This window comes from Hydrogenophaga intermedia, assembly GCF_000723405.1.
In the GTDB taxonomy this organism is placed as follows: domain Bacteria; phylum Pseudomonadota; class Gammaproteobacteria; order Burkholderiales; family Burkholderiaceae_C; genus Hydrogenophaga; species Hydrogenophaga intermedia.
Genome location: NZ_CCAE010000022.1, coordinates 14,439 through 38,032 on the forward strand (window position 1 = coordinate 14,439; position 23,594 = coordinate 38,032).

Sequence of the window (23,594 nt, forward strand, 5' to 3'; positions counted from 1 at the left end):
GAGATTGAGTGTCCCCGCTACACGATCAAGCCACCAGACGGCAGAATTGGCATTCATCTTGTAGCCAATCTAATGAGTGAAGCCCAAACCCTGGCCGACAAGCTGCGCCGCATGGCCCTGTTCGCCGAGATCGTGGACAGCGGATCCATCAGCGCCGCCGCGCGCCGCCTGGGCAGCACGCCCTCGGCCGTGAGCCAGCAGCTGCGCCTGCTGGAACGTTCCCTTGGCCTGGTGCTGCTGCACCGCTCCACGCGCCGGCTCACCCTGACCGAGGCCGGCGAGCGCTACTACCCCGCCTGCGCGGCCATGGTGGCCCAGGCCCGCAGCGCCGACCTGGCCCTGGAGCGCCTGCGCGACGAGCCCGAGGGCGAGCTGCGCCTGGCCGCGCCCATCGGCTTTGGTGACCTGCTGGCCAGCGCGCTGGAGCCCCTGCGCCGCCACCCGCGGCTGCACCTGCACCTGCTGCTCGACGACACACCCATCGACCTGATCGCCGAGCGCGTGGACCTGGCCCTGCGCGTGGGACGTTTCACCGACTCGGCCCTGGTGGCGCGCCGCCTGGGCGAGCTGCAACGCGTGCTCTGCGCCGCGCCGCGCTACCTGGCCGAGCGCGGCTGGCCGCGCCATCCCGGTGAACTGGAGGGCCACGATTGGCTGGGCCTGCCGCCGCGCAGCGGCGCGGTGACGACGCTGGTGTTCCAGGGGGCGGACGGGGTGCGTGCCGAGGTGCGTGTGGAGCCTCGCGTGCTGGCCTCGCAGGTGACCGTGCTGGAGGCCTTGGCGCTGGAGGGCTGGGGGCTTTACGTGGGCATGCGCGACGACGTGCGCGCCGCGCTCGACGATGGACGCCTGGTGCCCGTGCTGCCCGAGTGGCGGTTGGAGCCCGCCGCGGTGTTCGCCGTCACGCCGCGGCGCGACGAGCAGCCCGCCAAGGTGCGCCACGCCCTGCGGGCGCTGCAGGCGCACTTCGGCCTGCGTGAGGGCTGAAGCGTGCGGACACTGGCCGCCGCGCTCAGCGCCGGCTGACCAGCACGATGCCCAGCGCCACGCCCACCAGAGCCAGCACCAGCTTGAGCGTGAGCGGCTCGCTCAGCAGCAGCACGCCGAACACCAATGCGAACACCGGCGTGAGGAAGGTGAAGGTGCTGATCTGCGTGGCAGGGTAGTGGCGCAGCATCCACATCCAGGCCAGGTAGCTCGCGAAGGCGCCCACCGCCGTTTGCAGCGCGATGGAGCCCCAGGCCAGGCCCGAGTACGACCAGCCCCAGGGTTCGCCCAGTGCAAGCGAGAGCAGTGGCGCCACCAGGGCGGTGACGGCCACTTGGTAGAACAGGGTTTTTTCCGCACTGGCCGTGGCGAGGCGGCTGGCGCGGATGGTCAGCGTCGTCAGCCCCCACAGGATGCCGGCGCCCAGGGCCATGGCGTCGCCGCGCCATTGGCCGGCCACGGGCGAAGCGCTGGTGAAGCCTTCGCTGAAGGCGGTGGCCACGGCCGCGAAGGCGATCGTCAGACCGACCCACTGCACGCGGCGCAGGGTTTCGCTCGGCACCACGCGCGGCAGCAGCAGGGCGACCACGAAGGGGCTGGTATAGAGGAAGACCGTAAGACGCGAGGCCGAGGTGAGCTGCAGGCCCAGGTAAATGAAGGCGAACTCGCCCGCGAACAGCACGCCTGCAAGCAGGCCGGCCTTGAGCGTGCCGTCGCGTTCGAACAGCGGCACGCCACGGGCGCGGCACCACAGCCACAGCAACAGCGTGGCGCCCCAGAAGCGCAGGCTGGCCTGCCACAGCGGCGGCACTTCGGCCACCGCGAACTTGATCAGGATCTGCTGGAAACCCCAGAAGGCGCAGCACACCACGAGCAGCGTGACGGCCAGAGAGTCGAGGTGGGTCTTGCGGGCAACGGGCAGGGCAGGGGACATGGCCGGCGATTGTGCGCGGCGGCGTGCGCCCCGCGTGTCACGGGGGTTCTTCGCTCAGCGCCCTTGCGCCAGACGCCGGAGCTGGGATTTCAGGCGCTGGACCTCGGCGGCCGACAGGTCGGCGAGCATGGCTTCCTCGTGCGCGCGGGCGCGGCGCAGCAGCGGCGCCACCGTCTTCTGCCCGAAGGGCGTGATCGACACCAAGGTGCGCCGCTGGTCCGCGGGGTCGTCGTGCAGGGCCACCCAGTCCTGCGCCAGCATGCGCTGCAGCAGCTTGGTGACGGTGGGCTGCTGGCTCAGCACCTCGTGCGCCAGCCGGCCCACGGCCATGGGCGATTCGCCGCTGAGCACGGCCAGCACGCGCCACTCGAGCGAGCCCACGCCGGCCTCGCGCACCTGGGCGTCGAACTCCTTGAAGAGGGCGTGATTGGCTTGCCCCAACAGGTAGCCGAGGTAATCGTTGGTGAAGCGTGTGCCCCCACGCTCCGCCGCTTCGCGGGTCGCTGCCCCCCGAGGGGGCTGATCCGCCTTGGGGCGGCCCGGCGGCGGATCGCGCCGTTCTTTCACAACGGATGCTCCGCATAGAAGCGCCCACCGTGGAACAGCAAGGGCGATGCCCCCGGGCGATGCGTGCAGCGCTCCACTTCGCCCACGAAGATGACGTGGTCACCCTCGGTGTACTGGCTGCGGTTGAAGCACTCGAAGCTGGCGGCCGCGCCGTCGAGCAATGGCGCGCCATTGCCCCCCTCGGTGAAGGCCACGTCGGCCCAGCGATCGATGCCGCGCGCGGCGAAGCGTTCGGCCAGTGCCTGCTGGTCGGCCGCGAGCACATTGATGGCGTAGTGCGAACCGTTGCGAAAGAAGGCCATGGAGCCCGCGTGGTGCGCCAGGCTCCACAGCACCAGCGGCGGCGACAGCGACACCGAGTTGAAAGAGTTCGCGGTGAGTCCGATGAGCGAGCCATCGGGCGTGCGCGCGGTGACGATGGTCACGCCCGTGGCGAACATGCCCAGCGAGGCGCGGAACTCGTGCGCCGAGAAATCGGGGGGGCGGGCCGCGTGGCCGGCTGGACGGGCGGGAGACATGGACTGCAATTTACATGAATTTTCATGAATAATGGGCCTCGACCCATTCACAACCCCGACAGGAGCACGGATGCTGCAAGAGCGGATCGAACCCGCCTGGATCGAGGCCTTCGAGGCCATGCTGAGGCGCTGCGCGCTGCAACCGGGCGAAGTGGTCGCCATTCTCGGCGAGACCCAGAGCCGGCCGGTGCTGGTCGAACTGGCCCACTTGGCCGCGGCGCGCCTGGGCGCGCGTTGCTTCCGGCTCACGCTGCCCTCGGTGTTCAGCGGCGACGCGCCGGTGCAGCGCTCCACCGGCGCGAGCCCGGCGATCCAGCAACTGCAACCCGTGATCGCCGCGCTCGCCGGCAGCCAGCTCGTGATCGACTGCACCGCCGAAGGCCTGATGCACGCGCCCGAGCTGCCCGCCATCCTCAAGGGCAATGGCCATACGCAGCCGCGCGTCGTCTACGTGAGCGACGAGCACCCCGAGGCGTTGATGCGCCTGCTGCCCGACGACGCCACCGAGGCCCGCGTGAAGGCGCACGTCAAACGCCTGCGCGGAGCCAGACGCCTGCGCGTCACCTCGGCTGCCGGCACCGACCTCACGGTCGACCTCACCGGCGCCGTGCTCGGCGGCAACTGGGGCAGCACCACGCGCCCCGGCACGCTCACGCACTGGCCCGGCGGCATGGTCTTGGGCTTTCCCGCGGCGGGCGCGGTCAATGGCAGCCTGGTGCTGGCCGAGGGCGACGTGAACCTCACCTTCAAGCGCTACATCGAGCGGCCCATCACCTTGCGCATCGAATCCGACACCGTCACGCGCATCGAAGGCAGCGGCGTCGACGCCGAGTTGCTGCGCGGCCACTACGCCGCCTGGGGCGAACCCGAGGCCTACGCCGTGAGCCACGTGGGCTACGGCCTGAACGAACGCGCGCGCTGGGACAGCATGGCGCTCTACGACAAGCGCGACTTCAACGGCACCGAGCTGCGCGCCTTCGCCGGCAACTTCCTCTACAGCACCGGCGCCAACGAAGTGGCGGGCCGCCACACGCGCGGGCACTTCGATTTCCCGCTGCGCGGCTGCACCGTGATGCTCGACGACACCGTCGTCATCGACGCCGGCAAGGTGGTGCCGGAATGAATGCGCTGCCCACCTTCACAGCTCTGGGCAGCGGCGCCACCGTGCTCATGCTGCATGGCATCGGCGGTGGCCACCTGGCCTTCGCGCCGCAGGTCGAGTCGCTCGCGGGCGCAGGCTACCGCGCCATCGCCTGGGACATGCCCGGCTACGGACACAGCGCGCCCATCGAGCCCTACACCTTCAAGGGCCTGGCACAGAGCTGTGTCGACCTCATCGACGCCCTGCAGTGCGACTGCGTGACGCTGGTGGGCCACAGCATGGGCGGGATGGTCGCGCAGGAGGTGATCGCGCGCCGGCCCGACAAGGTCAGCCGGCTCGTGCTCGCGGGTACCTCGGCCGCCTTCGGCAAGCGCACCGACGGGCGCGACGCCGACGCCTGGGCGCGCCAGTTCGTCGCTCAGCGCACCGCGCCGCTGGACGCCGGCAAAAGCATGGCCGAGGTGGCGCAGGTGCTGGTGCCGCAAATGGCCGGCCCCGGCGCGCTGCCCGAGGGGCTGCGCCTGGCCGAGCACTGCATGGGCGGCGTGCCGGCCGCCACCTACCGCCGCGCGCTCGACTGCCTTGTCACCTTCGACCGCCAGGCCGCGCTGCGCGACATCCGCGTGCCCACGCTGCTCATCGGCGGCGAGTTCGACCGCGTGGCCGCGCCCTCGGTGATGAAGCAGATGGCCGAGGCCATACCGAACGCGCGCTACGCCGAACTCAAGGGCATCGGCCATCTGATGAACCTGGAAGCGCCCGAGGACTTCGATGGCCTGCTGCTCGACTTCCTGGCCGAGCCCGCGCCATCGCCCGCGAGCGACCTGCACTGAACGAGACGCAAGGAGACGACAGCATGCAACGCGAGCCCCTCAACACCGGCCTGGACTTCACCCCCGCCGTGGGCGACATGGCCTTCACACCCCTGCAGCGTGAGTTGCTCACCGTGGCGAACCGCCTTGGCCGCGAGAAGTTCGCGCCGCGCGCCGCCCAGTGGGACCGCGAGGCGAGCTTTCCCTTCGCCAACTACGAGGACCTGCGCGAGGCCGGCTTCCTGCGCCTGTGCGTGCCCAAGGACCACGGTGGCCTGGGCGCCGACTACCCCACCTACATGATGGTCGCCGCCGAGATCGGGCGCTTCTGCGGCGCCACCGCGCTCACCTGGAACATGCACATCTGCAGCACCATGTGGACCGGCGTGCTGGCCGACGGCATTGCCATGACCGAGACCCAGCGCGCCGAACACGCGGCGCGGCGCGAGCTGCACTTCCAGCGCATCGTCAACGATGGCGCGCTCTACGCCCAGCCATTCAGCGAAGGCTCGGCCGCCGCTGCCGGGCGTGCGCCCTTCGGCACGACAGCGAAGAAGGTCGACGGTGGCTGGCTCATCAATGGCCGCAAAATCTTCGCCAGCCTCTCGGGCGCGGCCGACTACTACGGCATCCTCTGCACCGAAGACGTGGAGGGCAAGGATCCGGACCCGCGCGACACGATGTACATCAGCGTGCCCGCCACCAGCGAAGGCCTCACCATCAGCGGTGAGTGGGACCCGCTGGGCATGCGCGGCACCGTGAGCCGCAACCTCACCTTCAAGGACGTGTTCGTCACCGACGCCGAGCAGCTCATGCCGCGTGGCATCTACTTCGTGGGTGCGCAGACCTGGCCGGCCATGTTCTTCACGCTGGCGCCCACCTACCTGGGCCTGGCCAATGCGGCCTACGACTTCACCGTGCAATACCTGCGCGGCGAGGTGCCGGGCGAGCCACCCGTGAAGCGCCGCCAGTACCCCACCAAGCAGATCGCGGTGGCGCAGATGCGCTTGCAGCTCGAGGGCATGAAGGCGCTGTTCACGCGCGCCATCGCCGAGGCGCGGCCCAACCCGGGCAAGGACGAGAAGCTGCGCCTGTACGCGGCGCACCACGCGGTGATGGAGGGCGCCAATGACATCGCGAGGCTGGCCATCCGCACCTGCGGCGGCCAGAGCATGATGAAGCACCTGCCGCTGGAGCGCCTGTACCGCGACAGCCGCTGCGGCTCGCTCATGCTGCCCTGGACGGCCGAGCTCATCGTCGACCGCATGGGGCGCGAGACGCTTTACGAACCTGGAGAGAAGGACGCCTGAGCCCGAGGCTGGCGCAGCGCGCCGGCCGTGTCGAAGCCTTGGAAGCCAAAGGCCATGGCCGGGCGCTCACCGCTGATGAGTTCCGCCATCGCCTTGCCCGATCCCGCGCCGTGCGTCCAGCCCAGGGTGCCGTGCCCGGCGTTGATCCACAGGCCCTTCACCGGCAGGCGGCCGATCAGGGGAATGTTGGTGGGCGTCGCGGGGCGCAGGCCGGTCCAGAAGCGCGGGTTGCCGCCCTCGGCCGGCAGCCGTGTGTCGGCCACGCCGGGGAACACCTGCTCGATGCGGCGCACCAGCATTTCGCAACGCTTGCGCGCGAGTGGCGTGTCCAGCGACACATCGAAGCCGCCGAGCTCGATGGTGCCTGCCACGCGCAGCTCATTGCCCAGGCGCGACATGGCGATCTTCAGGCTGTCGTCGATCATGCTCACCACCGGCGCGCGCTCGGGCCGCAGCAGCGGCAGCGTGGCGCTGTAACCCTTGCCGGGGTAGATGGGCACACGAACGCCGATGCGCGCCAGCAGTGGCGTGGTGTACGAGCCGCAGGCCACCACGGTGGCGTCGGCCTTGAGCGCGCTGAGCACGCCGGTCGCGCGGCTGCGCACGCGAACCGTGTTCAGCGTGCCGCCGGCCACGCCGAGGTGTTCGATGTCGTGGTTGAACAGCATTCGTGCGCCGCGATTGGCGCACAGCGCGGCCAGCGCCTGCGTGAAGACCCGGGCGTCGCCCGATTCGTCGGTCTCGGTGAAGGTGCCGCCCACGATGCGATCGGCGAAGGCCGAGAGCGCGGGCTCGATGCGCAACAGCTCTTCGCGCGAGACGACGCGGCGCTTCACGCCGAAGCGCGCCATCAGCTCGGCCGCGCCGGCCGCGCCCTCGAAGGACTTCTGGTCCACGTAGTAGTGCGCGATGCCACGCTCCAGGCGCTGATAGTCGATGCCGGTCTCGCGCACCACGTCTTTCAGCGCCGCGTGGCTGTACGAGCCCAGCGCCACCAGTTGGGCCACGTTGCGCTCGAACGCCGCATCGTTGCACTGCGCCAGGAATTGCAGGCCCCAGCGCCACTGCGCCGGGTCCATCTGCGGGCGGAACAGCAGCGGCGAGGTGGGCGAGAACATCCACTTCAGCGCCTTCAGCGGCGCCTCGCGGTTGGCCCACGGTTCGCAGTAGCTCACCGAGATCTGCGCCGCGTTGGCGAAGCTGGTCTCCAGCGCGGCGTCGGGCTGACGGTCCACCAGAGTGACCTCGTGCCCGCGCTGCAGCAGATGCCAGGCGGTGCTCACGCCGATGATGCCGGCGCCCAGGACGGTGACTTTCATGGCTTTCTCCGAACAGCGGATCGCTGATCCCGGCAGTGTCGGGAAAGCGCGCATTCAAGTGAAGCGGGATTCAAGCAAAATCGAGTTCATCAGTTTTGCTGATGGAGCAAGCCCATGTCCACCTTCGACCCCGACGCCCTGGAATGCCTGGCCGCCATCGTGGAGGAGGGCGGTTTCGAGCGCGCCGCCCAGCGCCTGTCGATCACGCAGTCGGCCGTCTCGCAGCGCCTGCGCGCGCTGGAGGCGCAGGTGGGCACGGTGCTCATCGTGCGCAGCCGCCCGCTCAAGGCCACGCCGGCCGGGCAGCTCATGATCAAGCACGCCAAGATGATGCGGCTGCTGCGCGCCGACCTGGAGAAGGACCTGAAGGAACTGGCGCCCAGCAGCGCCGCCACCGGCCGTGGCGAGGAGCGCATCTCGGTGGCGATCAACGCCGACAGCATCGCCACCTGGGCGCTGCCCGCGCTGAACGAATTGGCCCGCGCGGGCCTGCCGGTCGAAATCATCGCGGACGACCAGGAGTTCACGCACGAGTGGCTGCGCGAGGGCCAGGTGTTGGGCTGCGTCACCTCGCTCGGCCAGGCGCTGCGCGGCTGCCGCATGGAGCCGCTGGGCGTGATGGACTACGTGTTGATCGCGCAGCCCGACTTCGCGCGCGAGCACTGTCCGCGCGGCTTGAACACGCAGAACTTCCACCGCCTGCCCTTCATCGCCTTCAACCGCAAGGACCACCTGCAGCACGCCTTCGTTTCCGAGGCCTTCGGGCTGCAGCGCGTGCTGCTCAAGCAGCGTTTCGTGCCTTCCAGCGAGGGGCAGGTGCGCGCCGTGCTGGCGGGCTGGGGCGTGAGCGTGGTGCCCTGGTTGCTGGTGCGCGAGCTCATCGAGCGCGGCGAGCTGGTGAACGCGGCGCCGAAGCACCGCTTGGGTGTGGCGCTGCACTGGCATTGCTGGAACCTCAGCTCGGATGTGCTGGATGGGCTGAGCGCCGCCCTTCGCGCGGCGGCCAAGCTCAGCCTGCGCTCGCCGGCCTGAGCCGGACACGAAAAAGCCGCCCGCAGGCGGCTTTTTCGATTGGCGGGGCGAACGCTTCAGCGCACCAGCAGCACGGGGGCCGTGCACTGTGCCAGCACCTTGGTGGCGACCGAGCCCAGGACCAGGTTGCCCAGCGCGCCGTGGCCGTGCGAGCCCATGATGACCATGTCGAACTTGCCCGCATTGGCCGCCTTGGCGATGACCTCGCCGGCCGCACCCGTTTTGTGCACCAGCTTGGCGTTGATGCCATGGCGCTTGAGGAATTTGTCGACCGGGCCGGTGATCTTGCCTGCTTCATCCTCGTAGTACTGGTTGGCCACGTCGGCACCCACAGCGGCGCGAGCCCGCGGCGGCAGCGGCGACTGGACCGTGATTGCGGTGAAGTCGTTGTTGGCGCCGAACAGCTCGTCATGGGTGGTCAGGTAGGCGAGCATCTTCTTGGTGTACTCGCTGCCATCGACGGCCAGCAGGATCTTCATCGCGGTTCTCCTTGGTTGTTGATCGAGTGAGGAATGGAGCCAGTGTACGGGCCGAGGCGCGTCACGGGGTTGCGCAGGATCAAACGGGCTGGGCCTTGGCTTCCACCGGCACCAGGCAGACCGGATCGAAGGCCAGTTGTTCCTTCTTGTCGTGGTAGCCCAGTGGGTTGGCGCGGATGCGGCAGCGCCCCACGCGCACGTCGGTGGGGCAGTGCAGGTGCCCATGCAGCCAGAGGTCGGCGTGCGGCAGCAGGTCGTCGAGCGCGTTGCAGAAGCCGGCGGTGCCGGGCGTGAGGCCGTAGCGCGGATCGGCGCTGTGCAGGGTGGGCGCGAAGTGCGTGATCGCCACGGTCGGGCCATCGAAGGGTTCGGCCAGAGCGGCGCGCAGCCAGGCCTGGCATTCGAGGCCGAGTTCGCGCATGGCGGCCGCGTCGAACAGCGCGCCGTCGCGGGTGGCGGCCATCTGGCGCAGGTAGTGGTTGGCCGCGCGAAAGGCCTTCTCGCGCTGCAGCAGCGGATCGCTGCCGGGTGGGCGGATGGCGTCGTAGTCGCTCCACAGGGTGGTGCCGACGAAGCGCACGCCGCGCCAGACCCAGGTTTCGCGCTCCAGCCAGCGCAGACCGAGCCGTTCGCAGGTGGTGCGCAAGGCGGCGTGCGCCTCGTCCACGTCGAGCGCGTCGTACTCGTGGTTGCCCGGGAGGTAGAGCACCGGCACCGGCCAGTCGGCGAAGCGGCGCAGGCCCCAGTCGGGCTCGGGCATGGCGCTGCCGTCGCGCCGGCGCTGGTAGGAGCCCACGTCGCCGGCCAGCACCAGCAGGTCGGCGCCGGGCGCGGGTTGCGGCTCGAAGTCGCGGTTGGCCTCGAGGTGCAGGTCGCTCAACAACTGGATCTTCATCATGGGGCGATTGTGGTCGTGCTGGCGTCGGTGCCCTGCAGGCCGCTGCGGGCGGCGGAGCGCGACACCGCCTCGCGCAACCACTGGTGCGCGGCGTCGTGCTGGCGCTGGCGGTGCCACAGCGTGTCCACGTGCACCTCGGGCACGGCCAGGGGCAGCTCGCTGATGGCCAGCTCGTCTTCCATGCCGGTGGCCGACAGGAAGTGGCGCGGCAGCACGGTGAGCAGGTCGGTGGTGGCCACCACGCGGCCAGCGGTGAAGAACTGGTTGACGGTGATGACCACCCGGCGCTGGCGCGAGCGAGCCGCCAGTGCCTCGTCGACGAAGCCGAAGGGCCGACCCGAGAAGCTCACCAGCAGGTGGCGCGCCTCGCAGTAGGTGTCCAGCGACAGTGGCCGCCCGGCCAGCGGGTGGCCGCGGCGCATGACCACCACGTAGTCACCGTCGTAGAGGCGCTCGAAGGCGAAGCGCGGCAGTTCGTCCTGCTGTTGGCGCGCGCCCAGCTCGGCGATGACAGCGGGAAAGTGCCCGATGGCGAGGTCCGCGTCGCCTTTTTCCAGCAGCTGGCGCGGGTCGCGCGTGGTCAACGGCAACACGCGCAGGTTCACGCCCGGGGCCTCGCGCTCCAGTATGTCGATCAGGCTGGGGATCAGCTTGGCCGAGGTGGCGTCGGCCATGGCCACCTGGAAGGTGCTGGTGGCGGTGGCCGGATCGAAGGCCCCGGGCGCCAAGGCGCCTCGCAACAGGCCGAGCGCTTCGCGCACCGAGGGCCACAGGGCCAGAGCAACTGGCGTGGGTTCGACCCCGAAGCCCGAACGCCTCACCAGTTCGTCATTCACCAGCTCGCGCAGGCGGCGCAGGGCGTTGCTCACCGCCGGCTGCGTCATCGACAGGTTGTGGGCCGCCCGGGTGAGGTTGCGCTCGGCCATCACCTCATCGAACACGCGCAGCAGGTTCAGATCTAGGGTGCGGAAGTTCAAGGAAACCATTTATACGGGGAATGGTACCCATCATCAGAATAAAGTGGCTACATATACGGGTTATCCCTATAGTCACCCCTGTCCACAAGATCTCACCCAGTCCACAAGACGTGGTTTTTCAGGAGTTCACCATGAGCACCGCCCTTACCGCCCCCTCGCTGCCCGCCGCCCTGCGCGCTGGTGCCAAAACCGCCACCCCCGCGCCCGAAGGCGCCCGTGGCCTGAGCGCCCTGCTGCTCGCCGCCGCCATCGCCACCCTGATCGTGGTGGCCGACCAACTCATCGATACCTGGGCCGACGGCAACCTGATGCTGGCCTGGGTGCTGCTCTGGGCCGTGGTCTTCGCCGGTCTGGCCCTGTTTGCCGACAGTGCCCGCGGCTTGGCCCGCCGCACCGTGGCTGCGCTCGACGACTGGTCCCGTTCGCTGGCCGAAGCCCGCGCCGAAATGCGCCTGTGGGAAATGGCCCGTCACGACCAGCGCCTGATGGGCGAGCTCATGGCCGCTCGCGACCGCGCCGAGCAGGAGCCGGCTGCCGCCGACTTCGCCGAAGCGCTGGCTCCGCTGGGTCTGCCCGAGGCCGCCAAGGCCGAAGCTGCGCCCGAAGCCAGCTACTGGGAGCGCCTGGCCGCCAGCCGCGCCCGCTACGCGAAGCTGCACTTCATCTGAAGTCTGCCGCCCAACGACAAAGGCCACCCGAGGGTGGCCTTTTTCATGGCCGGTCGAGCCGGCCACCGGTGCTGCCTCAGGCCGCCAGCCGCTGCTCGATGCGCGCCTTGGTGTCTTGCAGTTCACGCGGCAAGTGGTGGGCGAGCTGCTCGAACAGCTCGGCGTGCAGCGCCAACTCCTGGGACCAGGCGGCCTTGTCGATGGCCGTGACCGTGCGGTACTGATCGGCGCTGAACTCCAGGCCGTTCCAGTGGATGTCCTCATAGCGCGGCGACACGCCGAAGGCGTGTTCCACGCCCTGACCCTGCCCTTCCAGGCGGTCGATCATCCACTTGAGCACGCGCATGTTCTCGCCGAAGCCCGGCCAGACGAACTTGCCGTTCTCGTCCTTGCGGAACCAGTTGACGCAGAAGATGCCTGGCAGCTTGGCGCCCTGCGCCTGCAGCTTGCTGCCCAGGTTCAGCCAGTGCTGGAAGTAGTCGCTCATGTTGTAGCCGGTGAAGGGCAGCATGGCGAAGGGGTCGCGGCGCACCACGCCTTGCGCGCCGAAGGCTGCGGCGGTGGTCTCCGAACCCATGGTGGCGGCCATGTACACGCCCTCGGTCCAGTCGCGGGCCTCGGTCACCAGCGGCACCGTGGTGCTTCGGCGGCCGCCGAAGATGAAGGCGTCGATGGCCACGCCCTTGGGGTCGTCCCAGGCGGGATCCAGGGCGGGGTTGTTCGTGGCAGCCACGGTGAAGCGCGCGTTGGGGTGCGCGGCCTTGGCACCGGTTTCCTTGCCAATCTGCGGTGTCCAGTCCTTGCCTTGCCAGTCGATGGCGTGCGCGGGCGCCTCGCCCATGCCTTCCCACCACACGTCGCCGTCGTCGGTGAGCGCCACGTTGGTGAAGATCACATCCTTGTCGAGGCTGGCCATGCAGTTGGGGTTGGTGGCTGTGTTGGTGCCGGGCGCCACGCCGAAATAGCCCGCCTCGGGGTTGATCGCGTACAGGCGACCGTCGGTGCCGGGCTTGATCCAGGCGATGTCGTCACCGATCGTGGTGACCTTCCAGCCCTCGAAGCCCTTGGGCGGGATCAGCATGGCGAAGTTGGTCTTGCCACAGGCGCTGGGGAAGGCGGCGGCCACGTGGTACTTCTTGCCTTGCGGGTTGGTCACGCCCAGGATGAGCATGTGCTCGGCCAGCCAACCTTGCTGGCGACCCATGGTGGAGGCGATGCGCAGCGCGAAGCACTTCTTGCCCAGCAGCGCGTTGCCGCCGTAGCCCGAGCCGTAGCTCCAGATCTCGCGCGTTTCCGGGTAATGGACGATGTATTTCGTGGTGGGGTTACAAGGCCAGGACGTGGTGTCCTTCTCGCCAGCCTGCAGCGGGGCGCCCACGGTGTGCACGCAGGGCACGAAGTCGCCGTCGGTGCCGAGCACGTCGTACACGGCCTTGCCCATGCGCGTCATGAGCTTCATGTTCACGGCCACGTAGGCGCTGTCGGAGAGCTCCACGCCGATGTGGGCGATGGGGCTGCCCAGTGGGCCCATGCTGAAGGGCACCACATACATGGTGCGCCCGCGCATGCAGCCGTCGAACAGCGGCTGCAGGGTGGCGCGCATTTCGGCAGGGGCCTTCCAGTTGTTGGTCGGGCCGGCGTCTTCCTGGCGCTCGCTGCAGATGAAGGTGCGGTCTTCCACGCGCGCCACGTCCGACGGGTCGGAGCAGGCGAGGTAGCTGTTGGGGCGTTTGGCCGGGTTCAGCCGGGTGAAGGTGCCGGCGTCCACCAGTTGCTGGCAGAGGCGGTTGTATTCCTCGTCGCTGCCATCACACCAGACGATGGTGTCCGGCTTGCACAGGGCGGCCATGTCGGCCACCCAGGCGATCAGGCGGGCGTGTTTCACGTAGGCGGGGGTGTTGAGGGTCAGGCCCTGCATCACGGGAGAGTTCATCGAGTGACTCCTGAGATTGATAACCGGCGGTCGCCCAAGACGGGGACAGCCGCGGGCAGCGGCTGTCGGCGTGGGTCTGGGCGAGCAAATTTCGGGTCGTTTGCGCCGCTTGCCATCGGTGGATGGGGGCAAGCTGCGTACCCGGCAAGGCGGTGGTCTCGCGGGGAGGGGCGCTAATCGACGTCTGGGTCGATTTTAGGATTTACCCCTCGGAGTTACAGGGCGGGTACATGCAAAACCCGCATGACGTGATGCAGTTGACAGGGGTTTTGGCGAATCCCGGCGCCGAAACCCACAAAAAAGCCGGCGCCCGATGGGTGGCCGGCTGCTTGCCCCGAAGGCGGTTTCAGGCCATGAACACGGCGATGAAGGCCAGCAGGAACATGAGCACGCCGCCGGCGATAGGCAGCACGATGGGCATCAGCGGGGTGATGGCCTCGACCACGTCTTCGGGGTGTTCGGCGGTGGGGTGCTCGTGGTGGGCCATGTGGTGCTCCGGTGGTCGGGTCTCGAAAAGCAGCGATTTTAGGTGAAATGCGCTTTACGGCGCCCACAGGCCCTACAACAGCGCGTAGGTCGTCGTGGCGCGGCACACGCTTTTGCCGTCGCTGGCGCCGCGGATGTCGATCTCGCCGAAGGCCAGGCTCTTGCCGGCGCGGATCACGCGCGCCTCGACCAGGGCGTCCTGGCCCGACAGGGGCTTGAGAAAGCTGGTGTTCATCTGCACCGTGGTGCAGGGCCGGAATTCGCCGAACTGGCGGATCAGCGCCAGCACCATGGCGGTGTCGGCCGCGGCCATCATGGCCTGGCCGCAGAGCATGGCGCCCACGCGGCTGAGCTGGTCGTTCTGCGGCAGGCGCAGGGTGACGGCGCCTTCCGCACTGCCGTCGACCACGAGACCCAGGGCCTGGACCCAGGGGGCGAAATACTCGGCCAGGGCGGCCTGCAGGGTGCTGTTGTCCATGGCGCGCGATTATGCGGAGGCGCCCGGACGGGCGGACGTCGCGCGCTTTACTGCTCGTGCGCACCGAACCCGGCGGCGTTCAGCGCGTCGATCACCTGTTTCACGTGCGCACGCCCGCGCGTCTGCAGCACCAGCTCGATCTCCACGTTCTGCGCCGCCAGCAGGGTGAAGGCGCGCTGGTGGTGCACCTCGTTGATGTTGGCGCCCGCTTCGGCCACCAGGGCCGTGATGCGGGCCAGGTTGCCCGGCACGTCGCGCGCGTTCACGGCAATGCGCGCCAGCCGCCCGGCGCGCACCATGCCGCGCTCGATGATGGAGGCCAGCAGCATCGGGTCGATGTTGCCGCCACTGAGCACCAGGCCCACACGTCGCCCCGCGAAGCGCTTGGGGTGCTTGAGCAGGGCCGCCAGCCCGGCGGCGCCCGCGCCCTCCACCAGGGTCTTCTCGATCTCCAGCAGCATCACGATGGCCTGCTCGATGTCGCCCTCGTCCACCAGCAGCAGGTCGTCCACGCGCTCGCGCACCAGCGGCAGGTTGATCTCGCCCGGCGTGCCCACGGCGATGCCTTCGGCGATGGTGCTGCTGCCCTGCGGGTGCCGCGTGCCCTTGATGGCGTTGACCATGGCGGGGAAGCGCTCGGTCTGGACGCCGATCACCTCGATGTCCGGCTTCAGCGCCTTGGCCGCGGTGGCGACGCCGCCGATGAGGCCACCGCCGCCGATCGCCACCACCAGCGTGTCCAGGTCGGGCACGTCCGCCAGCATCTCCAGGCCCACCGTGCCCTGGCCGGCCGCGATCGCCTCGTCGTCGTAGGGGTGCACGAACACCAGCCCCTGTTGTTCGGCCAGCGCGCGGGCGTGGGCGCGCGCTTCGTCCAGCGTGTCGCCGTGCAACACCACCTCGGCGCCGAAGCCGCGCGTGCGCTCGATCTTCACACCGGGCGTGAAGCGCGGCATCACGATAACGGCGCGCAGGCCCAGGCGCTGCGCGTGGTACGCCACGCCTTGGGCGTGGTTGCCCGCACTCATGGCAATCACGCCGCGCGCGCGCTCCTCTGGCGTGAGCTGCGCGAGCTTGTTGCAAGCCCCGCGCTCCTTGAAGGACGCGGTGTATTGCAGGTTCTCGAACTTCAGGAACACCTGGCAGCCCGTGAGCTGGGACAGCGTGCGCGATTCCACGCAGGGGGTGCGCAGCACCTGGCCGTCCAGGCGGGCCGCGGCGGCGCGGATGTCATCGATTTGCAGCATCCGGCGATTGTGGCGCGACCGCCGTGGAAAAAGCCCGCGCGCGCCCGTCATCACGCCCTTCCATCGCGCATCAAGCTGCGTTATGGTCCGCCGCACAGGGGCCCTGGTTCTGCGGCGCCCCGCCACTCAGGAGGTTGTCGCAGGAGTCTGCGCATGAGCAAACGGACCTTGTCCCCCAGTCCCGCGATCCGCACGCCCGAGGCGCGCGCCTTGGGCGAAGGGCGCCTGCATGTGCCGCACGGCCTCAAGCAGGCGCCGGTGCTCGACCTCATGTGCTCGCACTTTGTGCTCACGCTGGCCGCGCGCCAGGGCCCGCGCTTCAACGTGCGGCGCGACCTGAACACCCTGCTGTCGCTGGCCGGGCGCCACCTGGTGTGGCCGCACACCGTGCTGCAGCGCCTGCGCGAGTTCCTGCAGCGCCGTTGCCGCGACAACGACCTGTGGGCCGGCCACGACAAGCTTTCCACCGCCGCCTTCATGGACCGTTACGGCGTCTGGCGCGGCCCGTACGAGGAAGGCACGCTCTTCTTCTACCTGGACGAATACGCCAAGGAAGCGCCCAAGGACCTGCTCTCGGTGCTGGCCGTCACCGGCGACTGGCTGAGCCAGGCGCTCAAGAAGCAGAGCACCCTGGTGGAGAAAAACATCGACGCCTTGGCCGGCCTGCTGCAGCTCAACCGCGCCGAGCGCGCGCTGCTGCTCTACGGCACGCTGGCGCGCTACCAGCGCGACCTGCGCTCCATCCTGGTCGAGTTCAAGGTAAACAACGCGCCCGAGGCCTACGCCGCCATCGCCGACGTGGCGGGTGTGAAAGCCAGTGAGGTCGGCGAGGCCCTGCGCGCGGGTTCGCGGCTCGAGCGCATCGGCATGGTGGAGAACCTCATCTCCGAGCACAACATCACCGACCTGGCCGACCTGATGAAGGTCAGCGAGAAACTGCCGCCCGTGCTGATGCGCGAGTACCGCTCCCAGAGCGAGCTCATGGCCGTGTTCACGCGCCCGGCGGCGCGCTCCACCCTCGTGCCCGGAGACTTCGACTACGTGGCCGAGGACGTGCGCCTGCTCAGTGGCTTGCTGCGCGAGGCCGTGGCGCGCAAGGAAGCGGGCGTCAACGTGCTGCTCTACGGCCCACCCGGCACCGGCAAGACGGAACTCGCGCGCGTGGCGGCGAAGGCCGCCGGCCTGGAGCTGTTCGAAGTGGAATACGCCGACCGCGACGGCAACGCGCTCTCGGGGCGCGACCGCTACCGCTCGCTGCAGATCGCGCAGGTGTTTCTCAAGGGCACGGCCCAGTCGGCGCTGCTGTTCGACGAGGTGGAAGACGTCTTCCCGCCGATCTCCAGCGAGGCCGCGCAGTTCATGGCGCGCGCCGAGCACGTGGCCGCGCCGCACAGCCACTCGGTCAGCGGCAAGGCCTGGGTCAACCAGGTGCTCGAATCGAACGCCGTGCCCACCGTGTGGATCACCAACCGCATCGAGCAGATCGACCCGGCCTTCCGCCGCCGCTTCGCCTACCACCTGGAACTCAAGAGCCCGCCGCCCGGCGCGCGCGAGCAGCTCGTGCGCAAGACCCTGGAAGGTGCGGCGGTCAGCGAGGCTCTGGTGGGCCGCCTGACCGAGCGCAAGGGCCTCACGCCGGCGCAGATCCGCACGGCGGTGCGCTTCGCCGAACTGGCCGCCGCGCCGGGGCGCGCCACCGGCCGCAAGGCCGCGCGCGTGGGGCCGCCCCCGCTGCTGGACGAGCTCATCGAGCGCCAGCTGCGCCACGCCGACCAGGCCCTGGGTCGCGCGCCCGACGTGCTGCAGCGCCCCAGCGTCACGCAGTACAGCCTGGACATGCTTAATGTCGAGTCGCGCCACCCTGTGCCGCGCATCATCGAGGCGCTCAAGGCGCGTGGTCACGGCTGCCTGTGCTTCCACGGCGCGCCCGGCACTGGCAAGACGGCGCTGGCCGAGCACATCGCCCAGCAGCTGGGCCGTCCGCTCATGATCCGCCGCGCCAGCGACCTGGTGAGCAAGTTCGTGGGCGAGACCGAGCAACACATGGCCGCCATGTTCCGCGAGGCCGAGGCCGAGCGCGCCGTGCTGCTGCTCGACGAAGCCGACAGCTTCCTGCAGGACCGCCGCGGCGCCCAGCGCACCTACGAGGTGACCGAGGTCAACGAGATGCTGCAGGGCATGGAGCGCTTCGCGGGCGTCTTCGTGTGCACCACCAACCTGATGGACAGCATCGACCAGGCCGCGCTGCGCCGCTTCACCTTCAAGATTCGCTTCAAGCCGCTCACGCGCGAGCAGCGCGAGACCATGTTCGTGGTCGAGGCTCTCGAGGGAAAGGCCGAGCGCCTGGATGACGCCCTGCGCCAGCGGCTGGCGCGCCTGGAGCAGCTCTGCCCCGGCGACTTCGCCGCCGTGAAGCGCCAGGCCGAGATCCTCGGCGAAGCCATGGAGCCGGCCGCATTCCTCGACCAGCTCGAGGCCGAGCACCGCATCAAGCCCGAGGTGCGCGAGGCGCGGGGCATGGGCTTCGTGCACTGATCGCTTGCGCCCACCAAAACAAAAGGCCACCCGAGGGTGGCCTTTTGTTCGTTCGCGTGCCCGGGTCAACCCAGAGGTGCCACGGATCCGGCTTCGCCGGTCCGTCGGCATCGCCCCCTTGAGGGGGGCGCGCGCAGCGCGGCGGGGGTGGTCAATGAAGCAACGCCATCGGGCGGCTGGGGACCTCGTCCGCCGAGTAATCGGGGTGGTTGTCCACGAAGTAGCGCAGCTTGGCGTCCAGGCGGCCCACGCGCTTGTTGGCTTCACCCTCGTGGTGGTGCTTGCAGATCAGGTTGAACAGCTTGCCGCGCAGGAACCACAGTTCGCGGGGCGTGCGGCAGTTCATCAGGGCGGCGTGCAGGCGCACGCGCAGGGGGTCCTGGATGTCAGCCATGGCCGAATGGAATTCATCGACCACGTAGTCCAGGTCAAGGGCCTGGGTGTGCTGGTAGCTGGGGACCCTTCGCTTGGACAGCCAGGGCAGGCGGAAAAACATGACGCGCTCCGTGCAATCGATTCATTGAGACCGTGGAGCGGAGGCCGCCCCTTGCATGGAACATCGGCATGAGGGCCGCCGGCTTGAGCGGCAGGCCTTGTGCGACAGGCGGCTGGCCGACAGGCGGTCGACGGTGTCACCCGATGGTTTATCGGCCCGGTCGCTGGCGACTTGAGGCTTCAGAGAAAAGCACTCACCACCTGAATGACGTCGTCGCCGTAGGCCGTGCGCTTTTTCTGCCCGATGCCGCTGATGCCGTCCAGATCCGTCACGTCCGTGGGCCGGCGCTGGGCGATGGCGCGCAGGGTCGCGTCGTGAAAAATCACATAGGCGGGCAGGTTGTGCTCCTTGGCGACGCCCGCGCGCCAGGTCTTCAGCGCGTCCAGGCAGTCGCGCTCGGCCAGGCTCAGTGGTGTGCCGTCGTCCCCCACTGGCGGCTTGGCGCGCGCGCTGCGCGAACGGGACGGCGCGCGCTCGGCCTGGATGCGCAGGCGCACCTCGCCCTCGCCCTTGAGGATGGCGCGGGCGCCGTCGCTCAGGTGCAGGGTGTTGTACGGCGCGTCGTCCACGCGGACCGCCTCGATGGCGATGAGCTGGCGCAGCAGGGCGCGCCACTGGGTCTCGCTCCAGTCGGCGCCGATGCCGAAGGTGCTGAGCCGCTGGTGGCCGTTGGCCTCGACCTTCTCGGTGGCCTTGCCGCGCAGGATGTCCATGATGTGGCCCGCGCCGTACCCGTGGCCGCTGGCCTGTTGCACGCGGTAGATGCAAGAGAGCAGCTTGCGCGCGGGCTCGGTGGCGTCGAACAGCTCGGGCGGGTTCAGGCAGTTGTCGCAATTCCCGCAAGGCTGGCTCTCTTCGCCGAAGTAGCGCAGTAAGCGCACGCGGCGGCAGTCACTCGCCTCGGCCAGGGCCAGAAGGGCGTCGAGCTTGCCGCGCAGCACCTGCTTGAACTCGTCGGGCGCGGGGCTGTCGTCGATCATGCGGCGCTGGTTCACCACATCCTGCAGGCCGTAGGCCATCCAGGCGTTGGCGGGCTCGCCGTCGCGGCCCGCGCGGCCGGTCTCCTGGTAGTAGCCCTCGATGTTCTTGGGCATGTCCAGGTGGGCCACGAAGCGCACGTCGGGCTTGTCGATGCCCATGCCGAAGGCGATGGTGGCCACCATGATCAGGCCCTCTTCGCGCAGGAAGCGGTCCTGGTGGTTCTGGCGCACAGCGGCGTCCAGGCCGGCGTGGTAGGGCAGGGCCTTGAAGCCGGCCTGCTGCAGCATCTGCGCAACTTCTTCCACGCGGCGGCGCGACTGGCAATACACCACGCCCGCGTCGTGGCCCTGGGCGTTGGCATGCTCGTCGCGGATGAAGCGCTGCAACTGTGCCGTGGCGTCCTTCTTCTCGACGAGCTGGTAGCGGATGTTGGGCCGGTCGAAGCTGCTGATGAAGGTGCGCGCGTCCTGCAATTGCAGGCGCTCGACGATGTCGGCGCGCGTGAGCGCGTCGGCCGTGGCGGTGAGCGCAATGCGCGGCACACCCACGAAGCGCTCGGGCAGCACGGCGAGCTCGCGGTACTCGGGGCGGAAATCGTGGCCCCACTGGCTCACGCAGTGCGCCTCGTCGATGGCGAACAGCGACAGGCGCCCCTGCTCGTGCAGGCTCTCCAGCATGGCCTGGCAACGCGGCGTGAGCAACCGTTCGGGCGCCACATAGAGCAGGGTGAGATCGCCCCGGCGCAGTTGCAGTTCGATGCGCTGCGCATCTTCCAGCGAGAGGCTGCTGTTCAGGTAGGCCGCGCTCACGCCGGCCTCTGTGAGTGCGCCCACCTGGTCGTGCATCAGCGCGATCAGCGGCGAGACCACCACCGCCACGCCCCGCCCGCCCTGCGCGCGAACGATGGCCGGCACCTGGTAGCACAGCGACTTGCCGCCGCCGGTGGGCATCAGCACCAGCGCGTCGCCGCCCTCGCACACGTGCGTGACGATCTGCGCCTGCGGGCCGCGAAAGGCCTCGTAGCCGAAGACCGACTGCAGGACGTCGACGCAGGCCTCCAGCGTCTCGGCCCCGGCCGCGACGTCGATCACATCTGCTCCCACGGCAGGCCCTCGTAGCGCCAGCCGTTCACGGTGGAACGTTTGAAGTGCTCGTTGAGTTCGCCCTCGAAGCCGTGCAGCACGTGGGCCACGTCGCTGAAGCCGGCGGCCTCCAGCGCCTTGCCGGCGTCCAGCGTGCGCTTGCCACTGCGGCAGATCAACAGGATGGGGCGGCCCTTGTCACCCGCCTCGTTGGCCACGGCCTGGGCGAAGTGCGCCGGGTCGGGCGTGAGGTCGGGGTATTCGTACCAGGGAATGTTCTCCACGCCGGGCGGTCGGCCCACATAGAGTGACTCGATCTCCATGCGCACGTCCACGAACAGCGGGGGTTCCTGGCCCAGCGCGGCGCGGCGCGCGGTTTCGGCCTGAAGCCAGGTCCAGGCTTCCTTGGGGGACAGGTGCTTCATGGGCGCGTATTGTCGGCCATGCCACGCCCTTGCCCCGGTGGGGGTGGGCCCCGTTCATACAATCCACAGGATGGACCAGTCCCCCGCCTTCACCCGTGCCCAGGCCCTGCCGGGCATCCTCGAGCAGCGCATCGCCATCCTCGATGGCGCCATGGGCACCATGATCCAGCGCTTCAGGCTCGACGAGGCAGCCTACAGAGGCGAACGCTTCAAGGACTTCCACAAGGACGTCAAGGGCAACAACGAGCTGCTCAGCCTCACGCGGCCCGATGTCATCCGCGACATCCACGAGGGCTACCTCGCGGCTGGCGCGGACCTCATCGAGACCAACACCTTCGGCGCCACCACCATCGCGCAGGAAGACTACGACATGGCGCCGCTCGCGCGCGAGATGAACGTCGCGTCGGCCCGCCTGGCGCGTGCGGCCTGCGACAAGTTCAGCACGCCGGACAAGCCGCGTTTCGTCGCTGGCGCCCTGGGCCCCACGCCCAAGACGGCCAGCATCAGCCCCGACGTGAACGACGCGGGCGCGCGCAACGTCAACTTCGAGCAGCTGCGCGCGGCCTACCGCGAGCAGGTCGAGGCCCTGATGGAGGGCGGCGCCGACGTGCTGCTGGTCGAGACCATCTTCGACACGCTCAACGCCAAGGCCGCGCTGTTCGCCATCGACGAGGTCTTCGCCGCCACCCGCGAGCGCCTGCCGCTCATCATCAGCGGCACCGTCACCGACGCCTCCGGCCGCATCCTCAGCGGCCAGACCGTGAGCGCCTTCTGGGCCAGCGTGCGCCACCTGCAGCCGCTGGCCGTGGGCCTGAACTGCGCGCTGGGCGCGGCCCTCATGCGGCCCTACATCCAGGAGCTCGCCAAGGTCGCGGGCGACACCTACATCAGCTGCTACCCCAACGCCGGCCTGCCCAACCCCATGAGCGAGACCGGCTTCGACGAGACGCCCGAGGTCACCAGCCGCCTGCTGCACGAGTTCGCGGCCGAGGGCCTGGTCAATATCGTCGGCGGCTGTTGCGGCACCACGCCCGACCACATCGCCGCCATCGGCCGCGCGGTCACGCCGCTGGCCCCGCGTCACCGCGCCGCCTTCTACCGCGAAGCGGCGTAATACCCGACGCCTTGCCGGGAATTGCCCGATCCCGCGACAATCGCGCTTCCCTTCAAGGGGAGTAATCGGCCCGCCACCCCGCGCACAGCGGGGCATCGGCGGCGCGGCGTTCTCGTCAATTCGCGGCTGATAAGGCCGCCGGGAACGTCCAGCCATCCAGCGGATGGCCGCGACCAGACCTTGGGGTGTTCGTCAACACCAAACCGAGGTCTTTCATGGAAAGCATTGCTCCGCTGTGGCTGTGGGGGGTTTTCGTCGCGTTCGTCGTGGCGGCCCTGTTCGTCGATTTCGTTCTGCTGAAGAAGCAGGGCGCCCAGGCCGTGGGCGTCAAGGAAGCGCTCAACTGGTCGCTCGCCTGGGTCGCGTTGAGCCTGGTCTTCAACGCCCTGTTCTGGTGGGCCATTCGCGACACCACCGGCTCCGCCGACATCGCCAACGAGAAGGCGCTGGAGTTCCTCACCGGCTACCTCATCGAGAAGAGCCTGGCCGTCGACAACATCTTCGTCTTCCTGCTCATCTTCAGCTACTTCGCCGTGCCGCCCGAGTACCAGAAGCGCGTGCTCATGATCGGCATCCTGGGCGCCATCGTGCTGCGCACGGTGATGATCCTGCTGGGCGGCTGGCTGCTGTCGGAGTTCCACTGGGTGCTGTACGTTTTCGGCGCCTTCCTCATCCTCACCGGCGTGAAGATGTGGTGGGCCGCGGGCAAGGAGCCCGCGCTTGACGACAACCCGGCGCTCAAGCTGCTGCGCCGCCTCATGCCCGTGAGCCGCGACTACGACGGCGAGAAGTTCTTCACCATCGAAAACGGCAAGCGCATCGCCACGCCGCTGCTGATGGTCATCGCCCTGGTGGGCATCACCGACGTGATCTTCGCGGTGGACTCCATCCCCGCCATCTTCGCCATCACGCTCGATCCCTTCATCGTGCTCACCAGCAACGTGTTCGCCATCCTGGGCCTGCGCGCCATGTTCTTCCTGCTGCAGGCCGTGGCCGGCAAGTTCCACCTGCTCAACTACGGCCTGGCCGTCATCCTGGTCTTCATCGGCACCAAGATGATGCTCATCGACATCTTCAAGATCCCGGTGGCGGTGTCGCTGGGCGTGGTGGTCGGGATTCTGGCAATCACCATGATCTGGAGTGCAAAAACGGCGCCGAACACCTGAAAAGGGCGCCGCGCACCAACATGGCACAGGCGTTGCTAGCGCCTGCGC

Annotated in this window: 23 protein-coding genes; 9 read left to right on the plus strand and 14 right to left on the minus strand. The window is 69.0% G+C overall.

Annotated features, from left to right (window positions below):
• Window positions 1–72 precede the first annotated feature (72 nt).
• Window positions 73–987 carry a LysR family transcriptional regulator gene (locus BN948_RS13750; protein WP_009515120.1) on the plus strand — a complete coding sequence of 305 codons (915 nt, stop codon included), beginning with the start codon at window positions 73–75 and terminating at the stop codon, window positions 985–987.
• 25 nt (window positions 988–1,012) lie between these two features.
• On the opposite strand, the gene BN948_RS13755 is transcribed toward BN948_RS13750, so the two are convergent.
• Genes BN948_RS13755 through BN948_RS13765 form a run of 3 tightly spaced genes read right to left on the minus strand, consistent with a single transcriptional unit; the run spans window position 1,013 to window position 3,006 of the window.
• A complete protein-coding gene (locus BN948_RS13755) occupies window positions 1,013–1,921 on the minus strand; it encodes a DMT family transporter (RefSeq protein WP_009515119.1) in 909 nt (302 codons plus the stop codon).
• 54 nt (window positions 1,922–1,975) lie between these two features.
• On the minus strand, window positions 1,976–2,488 hold the full coding sequence (locus tag BN948_RS13760; protein ID WP_009515118.1) for a MarR family winged helix-turn-helix transcriptional regulator: 513 nt from the start codon (window positions 2,486–2,488) through the stop codon (window positions 1,976–1,978).
• The gene (locus BN948_RS13765) at window positions 2,485–3,006 is read right to left on the minus strand and encodes a flavin reductase family protein (RefSeq protein ID WP_009515117.1); all 522 of its coding nucleotides are present in this window, start codon (window positions 3,004–3,006) and stop codon (window positions 2,485–2,487) included. The genes BN948_RS13760 and BN948_RS13765 overlap by 4 nt, the downstream gene beginning before the upstream one ends.
• 70 nt (window positions 3,007–3,076) lie before the next feature.
• Between BN948_RS13765 and BN948_RS13770 the strand changes: the two genes are divergently transcribed.
• The 3 genes from BN948_RS13770 to BN948_RS13780 are packed head-to-tail and all read left to right on the plus strand — an operon-like array spanning window position 3,077 to window position 6,230.
• Window positions 3,077–4,129 carry a 2,5-dihydroxypyridine 5,6-dioxygenase NicX family protein gene (locus BN948_RS13770; RefSeq protein WP_009515116.1) on the plus strand — a complete coding sequence of 351 codons (1,053 nt, stop codon included), beginning with the start codon at window positions 3,077–3,079 and terminating at the stop codon, window positions 4,127–4,129.
• The gene (locus BN948_RS13775) at window positions 4,126–4,941 is read left to right on the plus strand and encodes an alpha/beta fold hydrolase (RefSeq protein WP_009515115.1); all 816 of its coding nucleotides are present in this window, start codon (window positions 4,126–4,128) and stop codon (window positions 4,939–4,941) included. Before BN948_RS13770 ends, BN948_RS13775 begins: the two co-directional genes overlap by 4 nt.
• 23 nt (window positions 4,942–4,964) lie before the next feature.
• Complete coding sequence (locus BN948_RS13780) at window positions 4,965–6,230, plus strand: acyl-CoA dehydrogenase family protein (RefSeq protein ID WP_009515114.1); 1,266 nt, start codon at window positions 4,965–4,967, stop codon at window positions 6,228–6,230.
• On the opposite strand, the gene BN948_RS13785 is transcribed toward BN948_RS13780, so the two are convergent.
• Window positions 6,203–7,549 carry a D-amino acid dehydrogenase gene (locus BN948_RS13785; RefSeq protein WP_009515113.1) on the minus strand — a complete coding sequence of 449 codons (1,347 nt, stop codon included), beginning with the start codon at window positions 7,547–7,549 and terminating at the stop codon, window positions 6,203–6,205. The two genes, BN948_RS13780 and BN948_RS13785, sit on opposite strands and share 28 nt — an antisense overlap.
• Window positions 7,550–7,663: 114 nt before the next feature.
• Here BN948_RS13785 and BN948_RS13790 point away from each other — a divergent pair, with 114 nt between their 5' ends.
• Entirely contained in the window at window positions 7,664–8,581 is a 918-nt protein-coding gene (locus BN948_RS13790) for a LysR family transcriptional regulator ArgP (RefSeq protein WP_009515112.1), read from the plus strand.
• Window positions 8,582–8,637: 56 nt separating this feature from the next.
• Here BN948_RS13790 and BN948_RS13795 read toward each other — a convergent pair whose 3' ends face one another.
• The 3 genes from BN948_RS13795 to BN948_RS13805 all read right to left on the minus strand — a co-directional run bounded on the left by BN948_RS13795 (window position 8,638) and on the right by BN948_RS13805 (window position 10,944).
• Complete coding sequence (locus BN948_RS13795) at window positions 8,638–9,060, minus strand: universal stress protein (protein ID WP_009515110.1); 423 nt, start codon at window positions 9,058–9,060, stop codon at window positions 8,638–8,640.
• Between the two features lie 79 nt (window positions 9,061–9,139).
• Window positions 9,140–9,955 (minus strand): metallophosphoesterase, encoded by an 816-nt coding sequence (locus BN948_RS13800; protein ID WP_035622189.1) that lies wholly within the window; start codon window positions 9,953–9,955, stop codon window positions 9,140–9,142.
• Window positions 9,955–10,944 carry a LysR family transcriptional regulator gene (locus BN948_RS13805; protein ID WP_009515108.1) on the minus strand — a complete coding sequence of 330 codons (990 nt, stop codon included), beginning with the start codon at window positions 10,942–10,944 and terminating at the stop codon, window positions 9,955–9,957. The genes BN948_RS13800 and BN948_RS13805 overlap by 1 nt, the downstream gene beginning before the upstream one ends.
• Window positions 10,945–11,066: 122 nt before the next feature.
• Here BN948_RS13805 and BN948_RS25710 point away from each other — a divergent pair, with 122 nt between their 5' ends.
• A complete protein-coding gene (locus BN948_RS25710; RefSeq protein WP_051756131.1) occupies window positions 11,067–11,603 on the plus strand; it encodes a hypothetical protein in 537 nt (178 codons plus the stop codon).
• Window positions 11,604–11,679: 76 nt separating this feature from the next.
• On the opposite strand, the gene BN948_RS13815 is transcribed toward BN948_RS25710, so the two are convergent.
• The 4 genes from BN948_RS13815 to BN948_RS13825 all read right to left on the minus strand — a co-directional run bounded on the left by BN948_RS13815 (window position 11,680) and on the right by BN948_RS13825 (window position 15,747).
• Complete coding sequence (locus tag BN948_RS13815; protein ID WP_009515106.1) at window positions 11,680–13,536, minus strand: phosphoenolpyruvate carboxykinase (GTP); 1,857 nt, start codon at window positions 13,534–13,536, stop codon at window positions 11,680–11,682.
• A 346-nt stretch (window positions 13,537–13,882) separates the two neighbouring features.
• Entirely contained in the window at window positions 13,883–14,023 is a 141-nt protein-coding gene (locus BN948_RS27050; protein ID WP_009515105.1) for a hypothetical protein, read from the minus strand.
• 72 nt (window positions 14,024–14,095) lie between these two features.
• Window positions 14,096–14,500: a PaaI family thioesterase gene (locus tag BN948_RS13820; RefSeq protein ID WP_009515104.1), complete on the minus strand. Its 405-nt coding sequence runs from the start codon at window positions 14,498–14,500 to the stop codon at window positions 14,096–14,098.
• 47 nt (window positions 14,501–14,547) lie between these two features.
• Window positions 14,548–15,747: a threonine ammonia-lyase gene (locus BN948_RS13825; RefSeq protein ID WP_009515103.1), complete on the minus strand. Its 1,200-nt coding sequence runs from the start codon at window positions 15,745–15,747 to the stop codon at window positions 14,548–14,550.
• A gap of 153 nt (window positions 15,748–15,900) precedes the next feature.
• Here BN948_RS13825 and BN948_RS13830 point away from each other — a divergent pair, with 153 nt between their 5' ends.
• Complete coding sequence (locus BN948_RS13830; protein ID WP_009515102.1) at window positions 15,901–18,282, plus strand: ATP-binding protein; 2,382 nt, start codon at window positions 15,901–15,903, stop codon at window positions 18,280–18,282.
• A 151-nt stretch (window positions 18,283–18,433) separates the two neighbouring features.
• On the opposite strand, the gene BN948_RS13835 is transcribed toward BN948_RS13830, so the two are convergent.
• From BN948_RS13835 to BN948_RS13845, 3 genes are all read right to left on the minus strand, one after another.
• Window positions 18,434–18,778 (minus strand): hypothetical protein, encoded by a 345-nt coding sequence (locus tag BN948_RS13835; RefSeq protein ID WP_009515101.1) that lies wholly within the window; start codon window positions 18,776–18,778, stop codon window positions 18,434–18,436.
• A gap of 179 nt (window positions 18,779–18,957) precedes the next feature.
• Entirely contained in the window at window positions 18,958–20,862 is a 1,905-nt protein-coding gene (gene recQ, locus BN948_RS13840; RefSeq protein WP_236953887.1) for a DNA helicase RecQ, read from the minus strand.
• The gene (locus tag BN948_RS13845; protein WP_009515099.1) at window positions 20,847–21,266 is read right to left on the minus strand and encodes a rhodanese-like domain-containing protein; all 420 of its coding nucleotides are present in this window, start codon (window positions 21,264–21,266) and stop codon (window positions 20,847–20,849) included. The genes recQ and BN948_RS13845 overlap by 16 nt, the downstream gene beginning before the upstream one ends.
• A 70-nt stretch (window positions 21,267–21,336) precedes the next feature.
• On the opposite strand from BN948_RS13845, the gene BN948_RS13850 reads away from it, so the two are divergent.
• Both BN948_RS13850 and BN948_RS13855 read left to right on the plus strand, forming a co-directional pair.
• Window positions 21,337–22,380 carry a homocysteine S-methyltransferase family protein gene (locus tag BN948_RS13850; protein ID WP_009515098.1) on the plus strand — a complete coding sequence of 348 codons (1,044 nt, stop codon included), beginning with the start codon at window positions 21,337–21,339 and terminating at the stop codon, window positions 22,378–22,380.
• 215 nt (window positions 22,381–22,595) lie between these two features.
• Window positions 22,596–23,546: a TerC family protein gene (locus tag BN948_RS13855; protein ID WP_009515097.1), complete on the plus strand. Its 951-nt coding sequence runs from the start codon at window positions 22,596–22,598 to the stop codon at window positions 23,544–23,546.
• Window positions 23,547–23,594 lie beyond the last annotated feature (48 nt).